Source organism: Campylobacter sp. BCW_6877, from assembly GCF_001762445.1.
Classification (GTDB): domain Bacteria; phylum Campylobacterota; class Campylobacteria; order Campylobacterales; family Campylobacteraceae; genus Campylobacter_D; species Campylobacter_D jejuni.
Genome location: NZ_MJWW01000042.1, coordinates 20,661 through 44,747, shown reverse-complemented (window position 1 = coordinate 44,747; position 24,087 = coordinate 20,661). Strand labels below are relative to the sequence as shown.

Here is a 24,087-nt window from a genome sequence, read left to right as displayed (position 1 = left end):
CAATATCAAGTGAAAAATTTTATCCATCTTAAAGCTAAGCTTGATTTTTTAGCCAATCAAAAAAATACCAATCATTCCCTTTTTGAAACTCCAGATCCTTTGCAAATTGCTAAAATTCACAATGATGAATTTATTGCCTTAATTTGTGCTTTATTTGCCTATGGAAATGCTAAAAATATATTAAATTTTCTAAAAAAACTTGATTTTTCTTTATTAAACCTTCAAGAAAAACAAATAAAAAAAGAACTTAAAAATTTAAAATACCGCTTCCAAAATGAGAAAGATATACAAGAAATTTTTATCACTCTTTCAAGACTTAAAAATGAAATTTCACTCTACGAACTTTTTTATCAAGCCTATCAAAAAAGAGAAAATACCACAGATGCCATCTTAGCTTTTATGCAAAAAATCAAAACCTTAAATTCATATTCAAGTTATGGGTATGATTTTTTCTTTGGAAAAATTTGGCAAAACACCCCTACTTCACCTCTTAAACGCTATAATATGTATCTAAGATGGATGGTTAGAAAAGATGAACTTGATCTTGGACTTTTTACCAAAATTCACACCAAAGATCTTTTAATTCCACTTGATACACATACACATAAAATTTCCTTGACTTTAGGACTTCTAAAGCGTAAAATATATGATTATAAAAGTGTTTTAGAACTCACGCAAAATTTAAAAAAATTAGATGCAAATGATCCCATAAAATATGACTTTGCACTCTATCGTTTAGGGCAAAGTAAGGAAATTGACAAATTTAAGGAGTGAAAAATGGGCTTTGAGCACTTAGATACAATTTATTATTTCATACTTTTTTTTGTAGCTCTTTTTGCTGGTTTTATAGATTCTATTGTAGGTGGAGGAGGGCTTATTACTCTACCAGCACTCATAGCCTGTGGAATTCCTGCGCATTTATCCTTAGCAACAAACAAACTCCAAAGCGTCTTTGGTTCTTTTACGGCTACTTTAACTTATTTTAAATCCACCACTCTACCTCATCTTGCTTGGGGTGTTTTTTTTACAGCCTTAGGAGCAGCTATAGGAAGTTATAGCGTTCTTTTTGTAAAAGATGAGCAATTAAAGCTTATTATCTTAATCTTTTTAACTCTTACTTTCTTATATACAGCCTTGCGTCCTAACTTAGGCAAACACGAAAGCGAACCTAAAATAAAAAATATCAAAATTTTTCATTTAATTTGTGGCTTAACTTTAGGATTTTATGATGGATTTTTAGGGCCTGGAACGGGTTCATTTTGGATTTTTGCTTGTGTAATGCTACTAGGTTTTAATATGAGAAAAGCAAGCATTAATACTAAAATTTTAAATTTCACTAGTAATATCATTGCTCTTGCTATATTTTTATGGCAATACGAACTTTTATGGGCTGTAGGTTTGCTTATGGGTGTAGGACAAGTTTTAGGAGCTTATTTAGGCTCAAAACTTGTATTAAAAACTAATGGAAAGTTTATAAAAACTTTATTTTTAATCGTTGTAGGAGCTACTATCATTAAAGTAGCTTGGGATTATTTTAGTTAAAATTGACCCCTGAGCTAAGCTCCCACATAGGTAAGAATATACCTAAAGCCAAAAACAAAACTAAAAGCGCTACAAATAAAGTCATCATTGGTTCTAAAAAAACCAAAAATCTATCCATCAAATTTTCGCTTTTTTGTTGATAATATTTGGCAATTTCTTCACTTAATACTTCAAGTCTTCCACTTTTCATCGCAACACTAAGCATAGAAAATACCAAAGAATCAAAAATATCAATCTTTTTAAAAACCTGACTTAACTCAAGACCAGAATCTATAAAACTAAAAAGTTTTTTATACTGAAAAATTAAAAATTTATTTTCAAGCCCTATAATAGCTAAATCAAAAGCTTTAGATATTGAAATTCCATTTTTTAAAAGTAAAGAAAAAGCCATAAAAAAATAATAATTTTGATTATAAATAATCAAACGAGAAATCAAAGGTATTTTTAAAAATAAAAAATCGCAAGAAAAAGCAAAAGAATGAAAATTTTTATAAGCTAAAATAAGCATAACAATAAAAATAACAAACAAAAATATGCAAAAAATTCCATAGTCATCTAAAAAATTATAAATTTCTAACATTACATGCGTGATAAAAGGTAAACTCGCGCCTAAATTTTCAAATAAATCTTTAAAATTAGGCACTACAAAAAGCATTAAAAACAAAAATGCTCCGATAATACTTAAAAAAACCAAAGTAGGATATCTAAAAGCCTTTTTTAATTGTTTTTGAGTCTCTAAGCTTTTTTCTCGAAGTTTAGAAATTTGACTAAACACTTCACTGATTTTTCCTGTCTTTTCAGCCGTTTTAATCAAAGCTAGCTCCGCACGATTTAATCCAAAATTAGCATTTTCAAAAGCTTGATTTAAATTTTGGGCTAAAATTAAATTGTCTAATATTTTTTTCATAATCTTGCAAGAATGCATAAGATATAATTCTCTAATCGCTTCTTGAACACTTAATCCAACTTCACACAACAAAGCCAGCTCTTTAAAAAAGAGTATGAAATTTTCTTCCTTTAATCTCTGAAAATTAGATTTTTGAATTTCTTTTATATCAATGATTTTCCAATTCTTTGATAAGGCTTTTGCTTGTGCTATATTTAAATTTTCAGCTTTTATAGTTTTTGTATAATTTTGATTGTTTTTAAGAAATTCTACTTCATAAAATTTCATCTTACAACCCTTAAAAGCTCATCTATACTTGTAAGACCTTCTTTGGCTTTTTTTAAACCTTGTTCAAACATAGTTTGAAAACCATATTTTTTTGCAAGCTCCATTAAAATCGTTTTATCTTGATTTTCCCTAATTGCACAAGCTAAATCTTCATTGATCTCTAAGCACTCAGCGATTAATTCTCTGCCAAAAAATCCACTATGATGACAACGCTCACATCCTTTTGGTTCAAAAAAATCACCTTCAAATTCAATATAATGTTTTTTGCTTTTTTGCTTACACCAAGGACAAAGTTTTCTAACCAAACGCTGTGCTATAACAAGACTCAAAGCCGATGCTATCAAGTAACTTTTTGCTTGCATATCCAAAAGCCTATCAATGGTACTAAGAGCATCATTAGTATGCAAGGTGCTTAAAAGCAAATGACCTGTTAAAGAAGCTTTAAGTGCAATATCTAAACTTTCTTCATCGCGAATTTCTCCTATCATGATAATATCAGGATCTTGCCTTAAAATTGCTCTTAAAACACTATTAAACTCGACTCCAACTTTTGAATTGAGCAAAATTTGCTGCACTAAAGGAATTTTATACTCTATAGGATCTTCTGCGGAAATAATCTTTTTTTCAATACTTTTCAACTCGTTTAAACACGCGTATAAAGTTGTGCTTTTACCACTACCTGTAGGGCCGGTTAATAAAATCATTCCATTGGGACGATGTAAAATCTTTTTTAAAATTTCTAAATTTTTATCTCCAAGATTTAGTTTATACAAATCCAAAATTTCTTTATCATGTTTTAAAATTCTTATAACAACACTTTCGCCATAAATCAAAGGCAAACATGAAACACGAAAATCATATCTTTCATTTTCAAAATCTAATTCAAAACTTCCATCTTGTGTTTTTCTTGATTCAGCTAAATTCAAACAAGCTAAAAATTTGACATGAAAAACCAAAGCTTCATAAACATCCTTCTCAAAAATAGCAAATTCACGCAAAATTCCATCAACCCTAAACCTAATCAAAGCGTCATCATTCCTTGCTTCTATATGAATATCGCTCGCATGAAAAGATAAAATTTCATGTAATAAAAAATCAAAAATTTGACTGATGCAACTTTGATCATCTCTTTTTTGATTTTCTTGCCATTCAAGTCTAAGCTTAATGCTTAATCTTTTAATCTCCTCTTGAATGCGAATTTGATTTAAAATTTTAGCTATCTTTAATTCATCGGCAATTGCAGTGTCGATTTTTTCACAAATCATAAAAGTCTTAACTTGCTCTAAAAGCTCTAAAGAACAAGGTTTGGATCTAATAATCATAAAGCCGTCATTGTTTTTAATAAGCAGAAATTTAAATTTTAAAAGTAAAGAAAAAGGTATACCTTCATAAATAAAATCATTATCTTCATCTAAATCAACAAAATGTAAATTACAAAAATTTGCTAATTTTTTAAAAAAATCCCAAGAAGTGATATTAAATTTAGTGCAAATTTCATCAAGACTTATTTCATTATCAATATAAGCTTGAAAAATTTTATCCATTCTACTTTCCATCTAATTCCATTAAACCATAATAATTTATATAAGCATCTAAAGCACTTTGAGCTTCTTTTTCTTCGCCTAAAGCTCTTTTAGCCTGAGCAAAAATCAGCCAAGAATCTTGTTTTTGTTTGTCAAGTTCATTGGCTTTTAAAGCCCAAAATATTGTCTTTTGATAAGCTTTAATATCAAAATACTTCTTAGCTAAATTTAATGCCTTTTCATAGCTTGGATTTTGATAAAAAGATTTTTTTAAATCAGAAATATTTAAAATTTTAGAATCAATTTCTATCTTACTAATATGTGTATTTTCCTGCACCGCTTTAACTTCTTCTAGTTCTTTATATAACTTTTCCCTAGAAATCTTATTTTTTTCTTGTAAAATTTGCACTTGAAGAATCTTTTGCTCTAAATGTTTTTTATGTTCAATAGCTTGCAAATAAATATTTTTTTGCTTATTATATTTTTGCATTAGCATAAAAAAACAAAATGCTATCACTAAGATTAAAACAATTAAAAATAAATATTTTAAATATTTTTTAAGTAAAAAGTATTTATACCTAAGCTCAAGCTCTTTAATTCTTTCTTGCATATCTTACCTTAATAAGCCATTCTCTAAAGCACTAAGCTTTAAAATATACTCTTGACTTTTATTTTTATCAAAAAAACTATTTATCTCATAAAAACTTTTTAAAGTTTTATCAATATATCTTAAATTTCCTTGAGAAATTTTTTGTAAAAACTTAAGACATTTATTTGAAAAATTCATTCCGAATTTCAATTTAATATAATCATCAAGCTCTAAAAGACTAATATTTTTCAATTCAAAACAAGCACTTAAGCGACTTTTAAAATGCTCTTTTTTAAGTATATTCAACTTTTTATGAGAACTTAAAACAAAACTTATAGAATCACTATAAATCCTGATGCTTTCTAGCATTGCATAATCATACATTCCCACTTCATCAAGAATAATTAAACTCTGGCCTTGTGAAATCAAAAACTCAATTTTTTCTTTTAAGAAACTCTGATCTTTAAAATTTTCATTAATAAAATCAACATTATATTTTTTTGCCAATCTTTGCAACAATACACTTTTACCACTACCGCTTTTTCCCCATAAAAAAATAAAAGCTTTTTGGCTTTCTAAAATTTGATTGATTTGATGAAAAATTTCTTCTCTAAATGGAATAATTTTACTCATAATGCTTAAATCCTAGATCTTTAAGACTTGGAGCGTTTACACTATCTACTATACTTGGAGTGATAATAAAAACAATTTCAGTTGCTTTAGAATTTAAAACTTCTCCTTCAAACAAAGAACCTAGAATTGGAATTTTTGATAGAAAATTGATAGAATTTTTCTCATTAGATTTATCGTGAGAAATCAATCCACCTAAAATTAAAGTTTGATTATTCTCCACTTGCACAACACTAGAAAGCTTTTTTTGTATAGTATCAGGAGCAATAGTTCTTGGCTCTTTTTGTCGTTTATTATCTTCTGGATACTTAAAATCACTTAAGCTTGGATTAATTCTAAGCATTATTTTTCCATCATCAGAAATTTCAGGCAAGATATTGAGTAAAATGCCTACAAAAATAGAATAATTATTATAACTTTCACTAACAGTAGTCCCATTTTCAGTACCTTTAGAACTTTCTTTGACTTGATAATTTATAGTATCGCCTACAGAAATAATGGCTTGTTGGTTGTTTAAAGCCATAAGCTTTGGATTAGAAAGCACGCTAGTTTTTCCATTTTGAGAAAGAAAGTTAATAATAGAATCAAAATTTAAATTTGCCCTTAAACCCAAATTCTTAACAAAACCTTGCCCATTTTGAAACTGAATAAAAGAATTTTCATTATTTACTTGTGAATTTAAACCTATATTAAAATTTTGCCAATTAATCCCACTAGAATGGCTTTCATTTAAACTCACAGCAAGTATGCTAACATCGATAATAACTTGTTTTTTAAGACGATTTTCTAGTTTTTGCAAATAATTTTTCACACTTTTTAACTGAGAATTTGTTCCAGTTACTATAATAAGACCTGCATTGGGATTTATAATGGGAGTTTTAGCCTCATAATCTTCATGAGAATTTTTTAATAATACAATAATCTCTTTTTCTATATTTTGCCAAAAATCAAATTTTTCCATACTTTTAATCATATTGTCTTCTGCGTCATCAAAACTACCGCTATATTCACTTTGCCTTGGTTTAGCGTCTACAGACGCTTTAGTTATGCTTTGTCCTTCTCTGATAGAAGTGATATAACTTATCTTGAAAATCTTCGTATTAATGCCTGAAATTCTTAAAATTTTACCATCAAAATCATAGCTAAGATCATGCTCTTTGATAAAAAAATTAAAAATTTCGTCCAAACTCATTTGATGAATATTGACAGAGTTTTGCAATGTTTCTAATTTTTCTTTGGCAATTTTATCTTTAACAATAATACTAAAAGAACAATATTTTGCAAGCTCATCAAGACTTTCTTGTATGCTTAATTTTTCATTAATACTGATATCAAAAAGACGCTTTTGACAATCTAAAGCATAAAGATAATGGCAAAAAAGAATGTTAATTAATATTAATCTTATCATTTTTATTTATTTGGATTGCAATTTCTAAATTATCATATTGGAATTTAATCTCTTTAGTATTTATTTCATATATTATAGCATCATCAATCATATCACCTTTTTTATACCATCGATCATAAATTTTTACTTTATCAAGCATAATTGCAGTAATTTTAATATGTCTTAATTTTTCAAAAGTAGGATTCACAAATGGGTTTTGAAGAGTATTAAAATTTATGCGATTTTCTTTATCTATAAGTTTAAAATACTCTTCAAAATTATCTTGTGCAAACAAAGTGCTAAAACACAATGTAGCACTAAAAATATATTTTATCAGCTTTCAACCTCATTGCTATAATCAGCCATAGCGATACGCTTAAGCTGTCTATAGCGACGTTGAGCGTCTTTTTTATTGCGTTCAAAAAGCTCAGCAGCGTGTTCAGGATTTGCTTTTTTAAGTGAATTATAACGCACTTCATTCATTAAAAATTGCTCATATAGATCCCAATCAGGCTCTTTTCCTGTTAGAGTTAAAGGATTTTTTCCTTGTTCTTCTAAACGAGGATCAAAGGTATAAAGTGGCCAATAACCACACTTTGTAGCAAGCTCACCTTGCTCTCCTGAGTAACCCAGCCCACCTTTAATACCATGAGCTATACAAGGAGAATAACAAATCACCAAAGATGGTCCATCGTAGGCCTCAGCTGCAGTGATAGCTTTGATAAGATGAGTATAATTTGCCGTTGAATTTACTTGTGCTACAAAAATATAACCATAAGTCATAGCAATTTGACCTAGATCTTTTTTCTGTATAGGTTTGCCTGCTGCTGCAAACTGTGCTACAGCTCCTGTTCTAGAAGATTTTGAACTTTGACCGCCTGTATTAGAATAAACTTCTGTATCAAGCACTAAAATATTTACATTTTCTCCACTTGCTAAAACATGATCAAGTCCGCCATAGCCTATATCATAAGCCCAACCATCACCACCAAAAATCCAGTGAGATTTTTTACTTAAATACTGTTTAAGCTCTAATATATCTTGCACAGCTTTGATATTTTTATTTTGCTCTAAAATAGGGATCATTTTATCTTTAATTTCCACAGACATAGCACCATTGTCTTTATTTGCAATCCAATCTTTAAAAAGGGCTGATAAAGCATTTGGAACTTCTTGCATACTTTCATTCATGATATATTCAATGCGGTGTCTTGTATTTTCAGTTGCAATTTTCATACCCAAACCAAACTCAGCATTGTCTTCAAAAAGTGAATTTCCCCAAGCAGGACCGTGTCCATTTTTCACACTTTTTCTATAAGGAGTTGATGGAGCTGAACCCCCATAAATAGAACTACAACCTGTCGCATTAGCCACAATCATTCTTTCACCGAACAATCTTGTAATTAAAGTAATATAAGGAGTTTCTCCACATCCAGGACAAGCTCCATGGAATTCAAATAAAGGTTGGGCAAATTGTGCTCCTTTTGTAGTTTCTTTATTTAAAATATCATCTTTGTATGTGATTTCTTTAAATAAATAATCCGCATTTTCTTGCTCACCAAAATCCATCTCTTCTTGAAGTGGTACCATAACCAAAGATTTTTCTTTAGTAGGACACTCATGAACACAAAGCTCACAGCCTGTACAATCAAGTGGAGAAACTTGAATTTTAAAGCTTAATTTTTCTCCTTTGGTTCCTTTAGCTTCTAAAGCATGATCTTTTACACCGCGAGGTGCATTTGCCATTTCTTCATCATTAATCAAAAATGGCCTGATAACAGCATGCGGACAAACTGAAGCACATTGATTACATTGAATACAATTTGCCTCTATCCATCTTGGTACCATAACCCCAACACCGCGTTTTTCGTATTCGGTTGTACCGTGTTCAAAACTTCCATCTTCATAACCTAAAAAGGCTGAAACAGGCAAATCATCACCCTTAGCCGCATTCATAGGTTTTACGATTTTTTCAACAAATTCAGTACCTTTATAGGCATTGGTTTGTTCTTTTTCTTTAAGCTCTAAATTTTTCCAATTTGGATCTACTTCAACTTTTACAAGTCCATCAGCACCCACATCAATAGCCTTGTAATTCATTTCTACAATAGCATCGCCTTTTTTACTATAAGATTTATACGCAAGCTCTTTCATGTATTTTTGTGCGTCTTCATAAGGAATGATTTTTGCAAGTTTGAAAAAGGCTGATTGCATAATGGTATTTGTACGATTTCCCAAACCTATATCACGAGCTAGTTTGGTTGCATTGATGATATAAAAATTTACTTCTTTTTCAGCTAAAGTTTTCTTTACTGCATCTGGAAGTTGTCTTATGGTTTCTTCAGCATTCCAAATACTATTTAAAAGGAAAGTTCCTCCTTTGCGAATTCCTGCTAAAACATCATAAATTTCCAAATAAGCCGCTACCGAACAAGCGATAAAATGCGGAGTTGAAACAAGATAAGTTGAACGGATAGGTTTTTTAGAAAATCTTAAATGGCTTCTTGTATAACCCCCTGATTTTTTAGAATCATAAGCAAAATAAGCTTGAGCGTAAAAATCCGTTTTATCTCCGATGATTTTAATCGAGTTTTTATTTGCGCCCACAGTTCCATCAGCACCAAGTCCGTAAAATAAACATTCGATCGTACTTTCATCTCCAAGTGAAATTTTCTCTCCAGTACTCAGTGAAGTATGAGTTACATCATCAACTATACCTACAGTAAAGCCATCTTTTGGATTATCAAGTTTAAGATTTTCAAATACTGCTATCATTTGAGCAGGATCAACATCCTTTGAAGAAAGTCCGTATCTTCCACCCACTATAACAGGAGCATTTTCTCTTCCATAGAAAGCTGATTTTACATCAAGATAAAGTGGTTCTCCAAGACTTCCTGGTTCTTTGGTTCTATCTAAAACCGCGATTTTTTTTACTGATTTTGGCATAACATCAAAGAAATATTTTAAACTAAATGGGCGATAAAGATAAACTTTTAAAATCCCTACCTTTTCACCCTTGGCATTAAGATAGTCCACCACTTCTTCAAGTGCTTGAGTTACAGAACCCATAGCAACAATCACACGCTCTGGCTCTTTGTGACCATAATAAGTAAATGGTTTGTATTCTCTACCTGTAATTTTTGAAATTTCTTGCATATATTCATTAACAACATCAGGTAAAGCATCATAAAAACGATTGCTTACTTCTCTAGTTTGAAAATAAATATCATCATTTTGTGCTGTTCCGCGTGTTTTTGGATTTTCTGGATTTAAAGCATTATTTCTAAATTCAAGCAAAGCTTCTCTATCTAATAATCTATCAAAATGTGCATAATCCATTACTTCAACTTTTTGAATTTCATGGCTTGTTCTAAAACCATCAAAAAAATGCAAAAATGGCACTCTTCCCTTAATTGCAGCTAAATGTGCTATACCAGCTAAGTCCATGGTTTCTTGCACGGAATGCGAACAAAGCATAGCAAAACCAATTTGTCTTGCCGCATAAATATCTTGATGATCACCAAAGATAGACAAAGCTTGAGCAGCCAAAGAACGCGCTGCTACATGGATTACACAGGGGAGTAATTGACCTGCTATTTTATACATATTTGGAATTTTAAGGAGTAATCCTTGAGAAGCTGTATAAGTTGTAGTCAAAGCCCCAGCCTGTAAAGATCCATGCACACTACCTGCAGCACCTGCTTCACTTTGCATTTCTACGATTTTTACAGGAACTCCAAAAAGATTTTTTTTACCTGCAGCTGCCCACATATCGGTGTAATCAGCCATAGGAGAACTAGGTGTAATAGGATAAATTCCAGCAACTTCAGTAAAAGCATACGCAGCGTATGCAGCAGCCTCATTTCCGTCCATAGTTTTCATAATTTTACCCATTGAGACCTTCCTTTATATTGATAATTTTTATAATTTTTTAGCTATCAATTTACTATAAATTCTCTTAAAAGGCGTTTAACGAAAACTTGAAATTAGTTTAATCTAGCTATATAATTAACAGCCTCATATGCATTTAAAAATACCATAGAATGAGCTTTTAATTCATTTTCATTGCCATAGCCACAAGTTAAGGCCAAAGGAGTGATATTAGCAGAAATTGCAGCTTGAATATCTAGTATTGTATCGCCTATCATATAGGCATTTTCTTGAGTTTTATTGAGTCTTTTTAAAGCTAAAATTATAGGTTCAGAACTTGGCTTTGGATTTGTGACATCTTCAAGAGTAATTAAAGTTTTAAAGAATTTTTTAACTCCCAAATAATCAAGTAAAATCGGAGTAAATTTACCTCCTTTTGTTGTAACTATGCCAAGATCTGCAATTTTGCTTCCAAGTTCTAATGCTTCTTTTACTTTAGGCAAAAGAGTGGTTTGTTCTAAATAAATTTGTGCATAAATTTCACGATAAGCTAATACAAATTCTTTACTTAAATTTACTTTATCTGGATAAAGCATTCTAAACATTTGCTCTAAAGGATAACCTATGAGATTTTTGATTTCTTCATTATTTTTAGAAGTTAATCCAAGGGCTTTAAAAGCTCCTTGGAAAGAATTTAAAATAGCATCAGTAGAATCAATTAAAGTGCCATCTAAATCAAATAAAATAGTTTTATTCATTATCTTAAAATAAATTTAGCATCCACTCTTCTATTATCCGCTCTACCTTCTTTAGTGTCATTGCTTGAGCGAGGATTATCTTGACCATAACCTACTGTTTTGATGCGACTTTTTTCTACACCATATTTTTCAAGTTCATTAGCAACACTTTTAGCACGTCTTTCAGAAAGTTTTTGATTATAAGCTCTTGAACCGATATTATCTGTATGTCCTTCAAGAATAGTATCATATCTTTCATTTTCATCTAAAACTTTTGCAATTTCTTTGATTTTTTCTTGAAAGGTTGGATTTATAGTAGTTTTATCAAAACCAAAATGACCTTCCAAAGAAATAGTTTTTTCGCAACCATTTTCATCTAACAAAGCACCTTCTCTTGGTTCAACAGGACATTTTGCTTGTGGAGCTGGACGAGTATCAGCAACTTCTTCCACAGCTTTTTCCTTTTTGCCACCAAAACCAAAACTAATACCTAAAGTTGAAACCCAATTATGGTTTGCATGATTGAAATTAATTTGATCTCTAGTTTCAAGTCTTAAAGCCAAAGAATCACTAAGACGGAATTTTACACCCGCGCCATAATGTCCAAATCCACCGCTTTTATTATCATAAGCAGCATTTGAAAAATCCTCATATCCTCCACCTGCTAAACCATAGAAATAAAATTTCTCACCTACATCAATACCTTTAATAGCACTCAAATAAGTTCTTGTAATATCTGTAGTTTTATTTGTATTTGTATATTTAACATCAGAATAATGCTCTAACCCAAATTCTAATTGATCAAGCCAAAAATCGTCAAAATGATAACCAAGTCTAATCCCTGGTGCATAACGATTATCCATATCTAAATTACCCTCAAAGTAATTATAGTTTAAAGTTGGAGTGATTTCAAATTTTACATTGTTATCAGCACCAAATAAAACACTTGCCAAACCTAAACATAAGAATATTTTTTTCATAGAAAAAACCTTTCATTGTGTTATAAAATAAAAATTTAAATTTCGCAATTATAACATAAATGATAGAAAAAAGGATGAGTTTTATAAAAAATTGTAGAAAGGTGGGAAAATCCCACCAAAAATATTAACGTTTAGAGAATTGTGGGCTTCTTCTTGCTTTGCGGCGTCCATATTTTTTACGCTCAACAGTTCTACTATCTCTAGTAAGAAGTCCTTTAGGTTTTAATAAAGCTCTAAAATCAGCATCCATAGCTGCTAAAGCTCTTGAAATTCCATGTCTTAAAGCTTCAGCTTGAGCACTATAGCCCCCGCCTAAAGTAGTTGCTTTAATATCCATTGAAGTTTCTTGTTTAGTCACAAGTAAAGGTTGAACCACTTTAAGCTTAATCGCCTCGTGTCCACCAAGCCAAGTGTTTAAATCAACACCATTAACACTAATTTTACCACTACCTGGTTTTACCCATACCTTTGCGATAGCAGTTTTTCTCTTACCTGTTGCGTATGTTGTTGCCATGATTATTTTCCTTCTTTAGCAATTTGCGCAGTGTGTGGGTGCTCACTACCCGCATAGATTTTTAATTTTTTAAGCATAGCTCTGCCCAAATTTGTTTTAGGAAGCATACCTCTAACTGCTAATTTATATAATTTTGCAGGATTTTTTTCAAGTAAATCACCAAATTTTTCGCTTTTTACACTTCCAAAATATCCTGAATGTCTATGATAAAGCTTATCTTCTGCTTTATTAGCACCTGTAAATACAGCTTTTGAAGCATTGATGATAATTACATAATCACCACAATCAACATTTGGAGTAAAGCAAGGCTTGTTTTTGCCTCTCAAAATTGTTGCTACTTCAGTTAAAAGACGGCCAAAGCGTTTGCCTTCTGCGTCTAAAACAATCCATTCTCGTTTTACTTCGTTTGGCTTTGTTATCTTTGTCATAATTTTTACCTTTGCCAAAAATTTAAAATGTGATTGTATAAAAAATAATATTAATTTTTACTTAATTTAAGTAAAAATAAAGTTTATATTTCCAAAATTTGAATTTCATTTTCCAAACAATAAACTATAAAAGCACGCACTTTATCTTTTTTTAAAATTTCACTAATGGCAATCTTATAAGTTCTTACTTGCTCTTTATGTTTATCTTGCATAGCAAGACCTGTTTTATAATCAATTATGAAAGCTTCTTCATCTTTTAGAGCAAGCAAGTCTAATTGTTTAATTTCTCCATTAAAACTCAAAGCTTGCTCTTTTAAAAGCTTTCCATCGCTAATTAAATTTTGAAATTGAGTATTTTTCAGCAAAATTTCAATTCTTTTAAAAAGCTTTTCAAAATCACTCTCATCTAAAAAATGCCTAAATTTGCTCTTGCATCTTTGAGTAAGTATTTGAAAATTTTCACTCTTAGGGAGTTTTAAATTTTGCATAAAAAAATGAAAAGCATTTCCAAAATATAGCTCTTTACTATCAAGCTTTTCTTCACTTTGAACTTCTTGTGGGCTAATTTTTTCAAATTTTTGTAAAGCTTGAATACTTTCTTTTTTAACACTTAAAATTTGCTCTTTGCTTTCTAAAAAACCTCTCTCTTGAGAATGTATATTTAAAAATCCCCCCTTAAAATAACTTGGATAATTTCCATTTACACTTTCTTCGTTTCTTTTTATGATAATCAAACTTTCCTTAGCTCTTGTAAAAGCCACATAAAGTTTATTAATATCATCTTCATAATTTGCTCTTGTAATATTTTCTTTAAAAAGGGTATAAATAGGCTCTTTAGTAAGCTCTCGAATTTTATCTTTAATATGGAGCTGCCAACCTTGATTGATATCATATTCAAGCATGATATCTTCATTGTTTGAATTGTTTTTAGATAAACTATCTAGCAAAATCACATGATCAAATTCCAAACCCTTAGATTTATGCACACTCATAATACTAATACCCATATTTTGTTCGCTTACTATTTTCAAAGTACAAGGCTCAAATAAAAGCTTTAAAAAATTTTCCTTAGTTTTAGCATATTCGATAAATTGCATTAAAGCGATATCATTTAAATCAAGTTTTAATTCTTTTATTAAAAAAAGTATATTTTCCATAGCATTTTTTGAAAAATCAAGGGTGATTTTTCTCGGCTCAAAACCTAAAAGTTCTTTTAAAAATACCAAGTAAAACTCATCACCAAAAATACAATATTTAGCATATTCCAAAACAAGTCTTACGCTTGCTTTATTTTCAAGTAAAACATTGCTTTGAGTAAACGCAGGAATTTTTTGCTCTCTTAAAAAATCCAAAACCATATCTGCATCGCTATTTTTCCAACACAAAATACAAATATCATCATAAGAAATATTTTTAGATCTTAAAAAATTAATTTGCTCAAATAAAGTTTCTAAAGTCTTTTCCTTGATTTCTTGGGCTTGGTTTTTAACCTTTTGTTCTTTAGATTCCACAATACGCACAAAACCACCTTTTTTACTTTCTAAGGCAAATTGCTCTTTATAATCTTTGATTTTTTCTTTAAAAGTTTCATTAACAAAATCAACCAAAAGCTCTTTAGAACGATAATTAGTATTTAAACTATCACTTTTAATTTGACTAAATTCTTGTTTTAACAAATCAAATAATTCTTTTTTTCCTTTACGAAAGCGATAAATACTTTGTTTTTTATCTCCTACGTAAAAAAAAGTGCGATTTTTCTTAACTCCTTCTCCTGAAACAAGCTCAGCGATCAAAGGGCGTAAAATTTGATATTGAATCACGCTTGTATCTTGAAATTCATCAATAAGCAAATGCGAAATAAAACCATCTAAACGAAAATAAATCATATCCTTAAATTCACTGGTTATTAGCTCATAAACTTTTTTACTCACATCTTGGAAATTTAAGGTATTTTTATCTTTATGAAATATATTTTTAGCTTCACTATAATGATTTAAAAGATTCATTAAATTAGCAATTTTATAATTTTCAAGCTCTATAGCATAAGTATTTAAAGCATTTATAAGCTCCATTCTTTTTGTACTAAAATGCAAGTTAGTGCTTTCTAAATCTTGTAAATATTTTGTACTTTCAAATTTTGTCATAAAGCTTGATTGCATAAACACGGATAAATCTAAAACTTCGCTTTTAAAATTGTCACACAAATTTTTATAATTTTTTACATGAGTAAGACCCAAACAATAACTTCTTAACTCACTATAGGCTTTATTGATATAAGCTTTAGATGGATTTGGAATTTTAGGAAGATTTTGAAAATAAGCATTCTCATAAAATTTTTCAAGCTCGTTAAAAAAATTTTCTTTCTCATCAACTAAATTAATATAATAAGCCAAATCTTTTAATTCATCTTTTTTAAGAAGTTTTAAAAAAATCTCTCTTACATCAAGCTTCTCTTCACTCATTGTAAAATCACTACTTAAGCCCAAATTTAAAGCAAAAACACGCAAAATTTTTCCGAAAAAAGCATCAAAAGTGCTGATTTTTAACTCTGTTCTTAAAAATTCTTCTTTTTTAGCATCTCTTAAAGAAATAAGCTCTTCTTTATCTTTACCTAAAAGCTTGCAAAGTTCATTGCATTCACTGGTTTTATTTTCTTTTTCTAAGTTTAAAAAAGTCTCAATAATTCTTTTTTGCATTTCATTAGCAGCTTTTTTGGTAAAAGTCAAAGCTAAAATTTCATTAATCCTAACTCCTTTTAAAATAAGTGCTACAAAACGCACACTCAGGGCAAAGGTTTTTCCGCTTCCCGCACTCGCTTCTAATGCCAAAAAAGGCTCAAATTGACTCATTTTAATTCCTTTTTATAAATGAGTTTATAAGGACAATACTCATCTTGTTCATTTTCAAACTCTATTTCTTCCTTGCTCATAAGAACCAAATCTTTAAGTCTTTCTCTCAGCTCATCTAAACTTTTAGCTTTTTGGTGCAATATTTGCATACTATTTAAATCATAAAAACCTACGCTTGCATTTTCATCATATAAGGCTTGGTAAAAAGCAAGTTGATAAGAATTACTTGGTACTTTTCCACTTTTATAATCAATGATCAAATTACCTTCTTTTGAACTATCGATACGATCTATAGTGCCCTTAAGTTTTATACTATCTGCTCCAAGCTTTAAAATATTGTTTAACTCAAGCTCTGTATGTGCGACATAAAAGCCTTTTGAAAAATGCTCTTTTTCGTTTTTAGCAAATTGTATAAATTTTAATTTAAATACTTCAAGATCAAGTTCACTGATATTGTATTTTTGATATTCTTTATCCAATAAATTTGTAAAAACTTTTATATCAAAATCATTATTTGCATAATTTTTATAATAAATTTCAAGCATTTTATGGATGAAATTTCCTTGATTTTTCGCTTTGCTTTCCTCGCTTAAAACCCTAGGTTCTGCTAAATTTAAAATATAACGATAATAATAAGTTCTTTTTTGATTTTCCAATAAATTAAAACGACTAAAAGAAAGTGGAAACTCGAAAGGATTATGCCTTAAAATAGGAGCTTTTATAGGAGTTAGATTAGGTTTTATACCTTCATAGTCTAATTTTAAAGCATTAAGATAAGCTTTTTGGTGGATATGAGTTTCATAAAAAAAGTCAAAATCAAGTTCATCTAAAAAACGTGATTTGCTTTTTTCTTCATTTTCCACAAAGCAAATACTTACTTCTAAAGCATTCTTCATCAAGCTTTCATAATAAAATCTTTGTAAATTTTCTCTTCTATCATAGCTAATCAATCCTGCTTTTTTACGCACTTCATTGTTTAAAAAAAGTTCATTAACACTTCTTTTGGGAATAAATTCTTCATTAAAATCAACCAAAATCACCCCATCAAAACAAAGCCCACGACTTTCTAAAAGTCCCATTACCGTAACCTTACCTCCACCTACATCACTAAGGGAAAGTTGTGAAATTTGCATGAAAAAAAGATGAATCAACTCTTTAAGAGTTAAAGACTGATTTTTTAATAAATCTTTAATAAAATAAAGTTCTTTTCGTATCAAATAAATAAGTTCTTGCTTTTCATTTTCTAAAAATAAAGCAAGTAATTTTTCAAAATATTCAAAATCACATTTCTCATCAAAATACTTTTTAAACTCTATAAAATCAAGCTTTAAAGAATGTAAAAGTGTATTGTGATAATCAAAAATCATCTGCGTGTCTTCAAAATAATCCTCTTGATTTTTATAAACAAAAGAAGCACTACTAGCACTTTCATAAAGTGCTTGAAATTTTTGATAAAATAAACTTTCTTTAATACTAATCCCACTTGCAAAATTAAGCATATTGTCTTTATCAAAAAGTCTTAAAAACTCACAAAAACTTTCATCTGGAGTTATAACTACAATATTTTCAGACTCTAAACCTTTGCGTACAAAATGTGAAATTTCATCCATAACAAAAGCGCATTGTAAAGCCCTTAATTCAAAAGATTTGAGTTTAATTTTTGAATTTTTTGTTTTAAAAATTTCTTCTTTTAAAATCTCTTGTTTTGAAAGATTGATTTCATAATGAGTGTTTATTTTTAAATCAAATATTTTTAAAAAATCAAGTTTTGAAAGATATTCAAGATTAAATTTACTTGTTTTAAAACTTAAAACCACTTCTTTAATCTGAGAAATTTCACTTAATAAATTTTCTTCAAATTTACTCAAAAAACCTTGCAAATCATAAACTATAGCTTCATACTCATCTAAAAAATCTTTATTAAGAGTGTAATTTTTAGGTAAAGAAAGATCATCATAAAAAGAATTTTTTTCAAGTAAAGCAAGATAATTTTTATATACCTCATCTAAAATTTCTAAATGTTCATTATAGGTGGCATAATAATCATTGTTTTTAAGATCTTCTATGCTTTTTTTTTCTAAACTAAGTTCTTTAAAAAAAGAAAAAAGATATTCGTTATTTTTCAAAAAAGCAAAAAATTCTACCGAAATTCCTAGTTTTTTTTCTAAATCCTTACTTTTTAGACAAGCTTCTTGCATTAAAAGCAAACTTTCATAAGAACTTGCCTTATGAAAATTACTCAAACAAACTTTATCTAAAAATTCACCTATATGAATAGCACTATCTAATAAGGCATTTTGCTGTTTTTTGTGGTTATAATACTCTCTAATTTGTCTTGAAGAACTAAAAATTCTTAATTTCATTGAGCATTTAATTCGTAGCTAAAAAAACCCACTGTTTCTTGATTTGCATAAAACTTTAGCTTAAGCTCCCATCTACCTTTATCTAGTTTAGGTAAAGCGATACTTAAAATTCCATTTTTAACTTGTCCTTCTAACTTTTGATCAAAATTTTTAGTGAATGGTCTTGTAAGAAGAACTTGAACTTTTAAATCATCAGAATTTATATTTTGTAATGCAGAAATTTTAAAATTTGCAACATAGGAATTTTGATCCACTTCATAACTAGGAATTTTTCTTTTACCTATAAAAGTGATTTTATCATTTTGAAAATTTACTTTAAAAAATTTATCAAAATTTACTTGTTGTTTTTGTATTTGATTGTAATTATTTTCAACATTTTGATAAGAGTCAAAATAAAAATCATCCTCATATACAGGATGGTGACTTGCTATAAAAATCGTTACAATACAAGCAATAATTATAGCCAAAAGTGAAAGCAAAATACCATAAGGCCAAAAACTTCTTTTAGTTTCTAACATTTTTTTTCCTCTTTATTCTTCTTTGTGCATAGTATAACAATGCAAAGCAAATAAATCCATAGATAAGTATTCTTAAGATATTGATAGTATCACGATTTGCATTACCTATAGAATGTTCTAATTGTAATCCCAAGGATTTTGCCACACGATCTACAATATCTGCATAACCATTAAGTATAGCAGCATTATAAATATCACCTTTATTTGTAGCTAATATCGGCAAAATAGATCCTGTTCCAGGATAAGGACTAAGCACAGATTCTTTATCAATCAAAGCTAAAGCACCTTTTGAGCCCACTATATCAACTTTGTGAGAATTTTTTGACAAAAGAAGCAATATATAAGATTGAGGAAGTTCTTTTTGTTTATTTAATAAAGTTTCAATTTCAGTTTCATCACCAACCATAACGCCGATAAAAATATTACTTTTTTGGTAAAGCTCTTTTCCTATAAGATTAATTTCATTACTTACTTTTTGACTTAAAATATTTTCATTAAAAAGTACAGCATCAAGAGCAAAAACCCTAGAAGGCAATAAAACAAAGAAAAAGATGGCTAAAAAAAAGCCATCTTGTAATATTTTTTTCATCCTATATGAAGATGATTTACAGTTAAAACCGACCAAGCGGTAATTGCAGCAGCAACAACTAAACCAATAACAATTAAATATTCCAAAGCCTTACTCATTGTGCTTCCTTTATACTTCTATGATCTTGTTCTTTTGAACCAAACATCTTTACACTTTGTGCATCTTTAAGACTATATGGCTTTTGCATCACTTCTTGCTGAGCTTTAAGACCCCAAATAGTTAAAACTACTAAGATAGCAAGTAATAAAACCGTAGCAATTAACATACCTGTAACACCTGAAAGAGAAAACACGCATCTATTATTATTTTCCATCATTCACCCCTTGAAAGAGAAATTACATACTCGCCAACAGCTTCTTTTTGAATATCATTAAGTGTTGGAAAACTCGGCATTGTTCCTATAAAACCAGCCTTACCACTATGTAAAACATCTACTACAAAAGCTGCAGAACCGTATTTTGTAAGATCTGGGAACATTCCATCTTGACCTTTTCCATCTTCTCCATGGCATGCTGCACAAGTTGCATAAGCTTCTTTACCTTTTGCTACTAAATTTTCATTTGCAGTTTTCTTAATAGCTGAAAGATCTTTTGCTACATAAGCAGCAATAGCAGGAATATCTTCTTCTGCCACACCTAAATCAGCAGCACCAAGCATTTCTCCACCTGGAAAATTCATACCTTTTGAACCATGTTTAATTACATTGATTATACCTTCTTCACTACCCCAAATATTTAAATTTTGAGCTTTACCATTGATACCATCGCCTGTAATTCCATGACAAGCTGAACACTGAACTAAAAAGATATTTTGACCCATTGCTATTTTATCTTCAGGAGATAAATTTTTAAATTTTTCTTCAAATTTTGTATTATGAGTTACTACTTCTTCATTGTATTGACCTATACTTGAAAAAGAATTTAAAGGATATCCCCATAGAAAATACCAAATAGCCCAAACAATAGTCAGGAAAAATACCACAGCCCAACCAGTAGGAACAGCATTTTTATACTCTCCTATTCCATCCCAACTATGTTCACTAAGCTCTGACTCGCCTTTTTTTTCTTTCATCTGCTTAAACATTCTACTCACAATAACTAGTGTGATTAAAATGATAAGAATAGCTCCAATTAAAGATAAGAGATTAACATTATCTTCTAAATTTAACCATTGCATTAAGCACTCCTTTTACTTTCTAATACACTATCATCAATATCATCTTTTAAGGCAAGGTTTGCATAATTTTCATAATTTCTCTCGCCTTTTTTTTCTGTTCTATATAAATGATACCAATACGCATATAATACTATTGACAAAAACATAACGAGTGCAAAAAAACCATAACCTTGGAAAATCTCCCACTCATGTTTTTGGACTGTTGCTAAATCAAATGTGATTAAATTTTTAATCACATCAAAAACTATTGATAAATGTTCCATCATTTTACTTTAAGCTATTTAAATAAGCGATCAAAGCAACTATTTCTTTGATTTCACCTTTAGCAAAAGCATCTTTTACTTCTTGATTTTTCATTTGATCAACTATAGCCTGAGCTTCAGCTTTTACTTCAGCTTGTGCATCCTCCCAAGAACCAAGTTTTGTTCCATTTTCTGTATCATAAGGAACATTGAAAACTTTTTTCACAGTTAAAGCCTCAGCATAAGCAGTTTCAATATCTGCATTATTTTTAAACATATGCTTATATGAAGGCATAATAGAATCTGGAACAACAGAAGTAGGATCCCACATATGATTTTCATGCCAATCAACTGTTCTATAATTTCCTACACGAGCAAGATCAGGTCCTGTTCTTTTTGAGCCCCAAAGAAAAGGTCTATCATAAGCAAATTCACCACTTACAGAATACATACCATAACGATCTGTTTCTGATTTAAATGGACGAATAAGCTGTGAATGACAAGCATTACAACTATCTTTAATATATACTGCACGCCCTGCAAGTTGTAAAACTGTATAAGGTTTTTTACCTTCAATTGGTCTTGCATTTTCTGCAAAATTTGGTAAAACTTCAACTATGCCTGCATAAGCAATCACTACAAAAACAGCTACAGCAAAAAAGAATGGATTTTTTTCTAACCAACTAAACATATTTTCTCCTTTTTATGCTGCCATAGGCGAAGCGCTTTTTGGTTCTTTATCAAGCACTCTTCCACAAGCAATTGTTTTGTAAATATTATAAGTAAACATAAAGAAACCGATAAGATACAACAATCCACCAATCGCTCTAATCCAATAATAAGGAACAATAGCCACAACAGTATCAATAAAGCTATAAAGCAAGTTACCATACTCATCTGTCGCTCTCCACATCATACCTTGAGTAATACCCGCAATCCACATTGAAGCAAAATAAAGAACTATACCTGTGGTTTGGATCCAAAATTGAGCTTCCATTAAAGATTTGCTATAAAGCTCTCTTTTGAAAACTCTAGGAGTCATATGATAAAGCGCAGCCATAGTCATAAATCCTACCCAACCTAATGTTCCATCATGAACATGTCCTGGAATCCAATCTGTAAAGTGTGCTAAAGCATTAACAGACTTAATTGAAAGAATTGGCCCTTCAAGTGTTGAGAACATATAGAAAGTTGATGCCAAAATCATAAATTTAATCAATGGACTCTCGCGAAGCTGGCTCCACTCACCTTTCATAGTAAGTAAGATATTAATCGCTGAACCCCAAGAAGGTAAAATCAATACTATAGAGAAAACCGAACCCATAGTTTGCATCCAATCAGGTACAGTTGAATAAATCAAATGGTGACCACCTGCCCAAAGATAAACAAACATTAAGCCCCAAAATGCAAATAAAGAGAGTTTATAAGAGAAAATCGGCTGACCACTTTCTTTTGGCAAGAAGTAATAAATTTGAGCAATAATACCCACAGTAAATACAAATGCCACAGCATTATGTCCATACCACCATTGTACTAAAGCATCATTTGTTCCTGCATACATTGATACACTATGCCACCATTTACCCATTCCAGTAACAAAATAAGTTGGTACTTCCATGTTGTTAAAAAGATAAAGCATAGCTATACCTAAAAATGTAGCTATATAATACCATAAAGAAATATAAAGAGTTTTTTCACGGCGAATTCCAATAAGTCCAAAAATACTTACACCCCATAAAACCCAAACAAGAACAACAAGAATATCTAAAGGCCACTCAAGCTCTGCATATTCTTTAGATGTAGTCACACCCATAAACAAAGATATAACAGCTAAAACCATAGTAAGCACATAAAGCCAAAAATGAAGCTTACCAACAGCCATTAAAAATCTTGACTCAGCCATACTTACCTTAAGAACACGCTGACCTATATAATACCAAGTTGCCCAAATCCCTGAAAGCATAAAACCAAAAATCACACCTGAAGTATGAAGTGGTCTAAGTCTTGAAAAAGTAGCATATTCTCCTGCTAAATAATTTAAGTTAGGATATGCCATTTGAAAAGCTATAAGAGTTCCTATAGCCATACCAACAATGCCAAACAATACGGTTGTAAACATAAAATATCTTGCAACCGTATAGTCGTAATTTAATACATTACCTGGATGCATCGACTTTCTCCTTAAAATTTTTGATAATAAGAGAATATTATAGAATATTAATTATACATTTTTTCTTAAAAATGATAATTTTGTTAATCATTTGTTATGCTTTATATTTTAAGGCTAAATCAGTCTTATTTATTGATATTTATCTTATAACCTAAACTTGGCACATTTTTTATAAAATCTTCACCCACTTTATCTCTTACTCTTTTAATAAAAGTTCTAACAGCAGTATCACTCACATGTTCACCTATCCAAACATTTTTCTTTATATCTTCATGCAAAACCAAAGCCCCAGGTTGCTTTAAAAGCAAAGAAATAAAAGCTAATTCTTTTTTAGTTAAAACAATTTCTTCACCATTGTAAATCAAAGTTCTTTTAGTTTTGTTAAATTGATATTCTTCAGAAATTTTTACAAGCATATTTGCTTCAATTTTTTCGCCTATTAGATAATCTAAAACTTTAAACAACTCTTCTATATCAACAGGTTTGATCAAATATTTATCTATACCAATATCAATAGAACGCAAAAGTCTCTCTTTCTCTGAATACGCACTAAGAACAACAATTGGGACATCATCTGAAATTTCCTTAATCTCTCTTGCCATATCAAGCCCATCCATAATAGGCATAGCAATATCTGTGATAACTAAATCCGGCTTAAATTTTTTAAATTTTTTAAGCCCCTCATCTCCATTTTGAGCTCCGATTACTTTACTAAAGCGTTCGCTTAATACATTAATCAATGATTCTCTAGTCTTAATTTCATCTTCAACTACTAATATTATCAATTCTTTACATTCTTGTGACAT

General features: G+C 29.9%; 24 protein-coding genes. 2 read left to right on the top strand and 22 right to left on the bottom strand.

The genetic code is table 11. The annotated features are described in order from the left end of the window. Window positions 1-9 precede the first annotated feature (9 nt). A complete protein-coding gene (locus AJ936_RS06050) occupies window positions 10-774 on the top strand; it encodes a TIGR02757 family protein (RefSeq protein WP_070210360.1) in 765 nt (254 codons plus the stop codon). Window positions 775-777: 3 nt separating this feature from the next. Then, the gene (locus tag AJ936_RS06045; RefSeq protein WP_002855301.1) at window positions 778-1,542 is read left to right on the top strand and encodes a TSUP family transporter; all 765 of its coding nucleotides are present in this window, start codon (window positions 778-780) and stop codon (window positions 1,540-1,542) included. On the opposite strand, the gene AJ936_RS06040 is transcribed toward AJ936_RS06045, so the two are convergent. The 22 genes from AJ936_RS06040 to bumR all read right to left on the bottom strand — a co-directional run bounded on the left by AJ936_RS06040 (window position 1,535) and on the right by bumR (window position 24,087). Continuing rightward, window positions 1,535-2,716 (bottom strand): type II secretion system F family protein, encoded by a 1,182-nt coding sequence (locus tag AJ936_RS06040; RefSeq protein WP_070210361.1) that lies wholly within the window; start codon window positions 2,714-2,716, stop codon window positions 1,535-1,537. The genes AJ936_RS06045 and AJ936_RS06040 overlap by 8 nt on opposite strands. After that, entirely contained in the window at window positions 2,713-4,272 is a 1,560-nt protein-coding gene (locus AJ936_RS06035; RefSeq protein WP_070274204.1) for a GspE/PulE family protein, read from the bottom strand. The genes AJ936_RS06040 and AJ936_RS06035 overlap by 4 nt, the downstream gene beginning before the upstream one ends. Beyond that, on the bottom strand, window positions 4,262-4,849 hold the full coding sequence (locus AJ936_RS06030) for a transformation system protein (RefSeq protein WP_070210363.1): 588 nt from the start codon (window positions 4,847-4,849) through the stop codon (window positions 4,262-4,264). Before AJ936_RS06030 ends, AJ936_RS06035 begins: the two co-directional genes overlap by 11 nt. Before the next feature lie 3 nt (window positions 4,850-4,852). After that, entirely contained in the window at window positions 4,853-5,461 is a 609-nt protein-coding gene (locus tag AJ936_RS06025) for an ATP-binding protein (RefSeq protein ID WP_002862129.1), read from the bottom strand. After that, the gene (mshL, locus tag AJ936_RS06020; RefSeq protein ID WP_002870886.1) at window positions 5,454-6,866 is read right to left on the bottom strand and encodes a pilus (MSHA type) biogenesis protein MshL; all 1,413 of its coding nucleotides are present in this window, start codon (window positions 6,864-6,866) and stop codon (window positions 5,454-5,456) included. Before mshL ends, AJ936_RS06025 begins: the two co-directional genes overlap by 8 nt. After that, window positions 6,844-7,155: a hypothetical protein gene (locus AJ936_RS06015; RefSeq protein WP_002855438.1), complete on the bottom strand. Its 312-nt coding sequence runs from the start codon at window positions 7,153-7,155 to the stop codon at window positions 6,844-6,846. The genes mshL and AJ936_RS06015 overlap by 23 nt, the downstream gene beginning before the upstream one ends. 23 nt (window positions 7,156-7,178) lie before the next feature. Further along, complete coding sequence (gene nifJ, locus AJ936_RS06010; RefSeq protein ID WP_002862132.1) at window positions 7,179-10,739, bottom strand: pyruvate:ferredoxin (flavodoxin) oxidoreductase; 3,561 nt, start codon at window positions 10,737-10,739, stop codon at window positions 7,179-7,181. Between the two features lie 92 nt (window positions 10,740-10,831). Beyond that, the gene (locus AJ936_RS06005) at window positions 10,832-11,473 is read right to left on the bottom strand and encodes an HAD family hydrolase (RefSeq protein ID WP_002862133.1); all 642 of its coding nucleotides are present in this window, start codon (window positions 11,471-11,473) and stop codon (window positions 10,832-10,834) included. Next, complete coding sequence (cadF, locus tag AJ936_RS06000) at window positions 11,473-12,432, bottom strand: fibronectin-binding outer membrane protein CadF (protein WP_002932315.1); 960 nt, start codon at window positions 12,430-12,432, stop codon at window positions 11,473-11,475. The genes AJ936_RS06005 and cadF overlap by 1 nt, the downstream gene beginning before the upstream one ends. 124 nt (window positions 12,433-12,556) lie before the next feature. Continuing rightward, window positions 12,557-12,946, bottom strand: a complete 390-nt coding sequence (gene rpsI, locus AJ936_RS05995; protein WP_002851459.1) for a 30S ribosomal protein S9 — start codon at window positions 12,944-12,946, stop codon at window positions 12,557-12,559. Window positions 12,947-12,948: 2 nt separating this feature from the next. Then, window positions 12,949-13,374: a 50S ribosomal protein L13 gene (rplM, locus tag AJ936_RS05990; protein ID WP_002779321.1), complete on the bottom strand. Its 426-nt coding sequence runs from the start codon at window positions 13,372-13,374 to the stop codon at window positions 12,949-12,951. An 83-nt stretch (window positions 13,375-13,457) separates the two neighbouring features. Next, window positions 13,458-16,223, bottom strand: a complete 2,766-nt coding sequence (locus tag AJ936_RS05985) for a RecB-like helicase (RefSeq protein ID WP_070274203.1) — start codon at window positions 16,221-16,223, stop codon at window positions 13,458-13,460. Beyond that, window positions 16,220-18,586: a PD-(D/E)XK nuclease family protein gene (locus AJ936_RS05980; protein ID WP_070210366.1), complete on the bottom strand. Its 2,367-nt coding sequence runs from the start codon at window positions 18,584-18,586 to the stop codon at window positions 16,220-16,222. The genes AJ936_RS05985 and AJ936_RS05980 overlap by 4 nt, the downstream gene beginning before the upstream one ends. Beyond that, window positions 18,583-19,104 (bottom strand): FixH family protein, encoded by a 522-nt coding sequence (locus tag AJ936_RS05975; protein WP_002862138.1) that lies wholly within the window; start codon window positions 19,102-19,104, stop codon window positions 18,583-18,585. Before AJ936_RS05975 ends, AJ936_RS05980 begins: the two co-directional genes overlap by 4 nt. After that, window positions 19,091-19,693 carry a hypothetical protein gene (locus AJ936_RS05970; RefSeq protein WP_002870878.1) on the bottom strand — a complete coding sequence of 201 codons (603 nt, stop codon included), beginning with the start codon at window positions 19,691-19,693 and terminating at the stop codon, window positions 19,091-19,093. Before AJ936_RS05970 ends, AJ936_RS05975 begins: the two co-directional genes overlap by 14 nt. Then, on the bottom strand, window positions 19,690-19,791 hold the full coding sequence (locus AJ936_RS05965) for a hypothetical protein (protein WP_002858872.1): 102 nt from the start codon (window positions 19,789-19,791) through the stop codon (window positions 19,690-19,692). The genes AJ936_RS05970 and AJ936_RS05965 overlap by 4 nt, the downstream gene beginning before the upstream one ends. Further along, window positions 19,788-20,009: a DUF4006 family protein gene (locus tag AJ936_RS05960; protein WP_072223679.1), complete on the bottom strand. Its 222-nt coding sequence runs from the start codon at window positions 20,007-20,009 to the stop codon at window positions 19,788-19,790. Before AJ936_RS05960 ends, AJ936_RS05965 begins: the two co-directional genes overlap by 4 nt. After that, window positions 20,006-20,869: a cbb3-type cytochrome c oxidase N-terminal domain-containing protein gene (locus AJ936_RS05955; RefSeq protein ID WP_070210367.1), complete on the bottom strand. Its 864-nt coding sequence runs from the start codon at window positions 20,867-20,869 to the stop codon at window positions 20,006-20,008. Before AJ936_RS05955 ends, AJ936_RS05960 begins: the two co-directional genes overlap by 4 nt. Then, window positions 20,869-21,132, bottom strand: coding sequence for a cytochrome c oxidase, cbb3-type, CcoQ subunit (locus tag AJ936_RS05950; RefSeq protein ID WP_002851307.1), 264 nt, complete (start codon window positions 21,130-21,132; stop codon window positions 20,869-20,871). Before AJ936_RS05950 ends, AJ936_RS05955 begins: the two co-directional genes overlap by 1 nt. A gap of 4 nt (window positions 21,133-21,136) precedes the next feature. Beyond that, window positions 21,137-21,802, bottom strand: coding sequence for a cytochrome-c oxidase, cbb3-type subunit II (gene ccoO / locus AJ936_RS05945; protein ID WP_002870875.1), 666 nt, complete (start codon window positions 21,800-21,802; stop codon window positions 21,137-21,139). Window positions 21,803-21,814: 12 nt separating this feature from the next. Further along, window positions 21,815-23,281, bottom strand: coding sequence for a cytochrome-c oxidase, cbb3-type subunit I (ccoN, locus tag AJ936_RS05940; RefSeq protein WP_002880455.1), 1,467 nt, complete (start codon window positions 23,279-23,281; stop codon window positions 21,815-21,817). A 125-nt stretch (window positions 23,282-23,406) separates the two neighbouring features. Further along, a complete protein-coding gene (bumR, locus tag AJ936_RS05935; RefSeq protein ID WP_002862143.1) occupies window positions 23,407-24,087 on the bottom strand; it encodes a butyrate response regulator transcription factor BumR in 681 nt (226 codons plus the stop codon).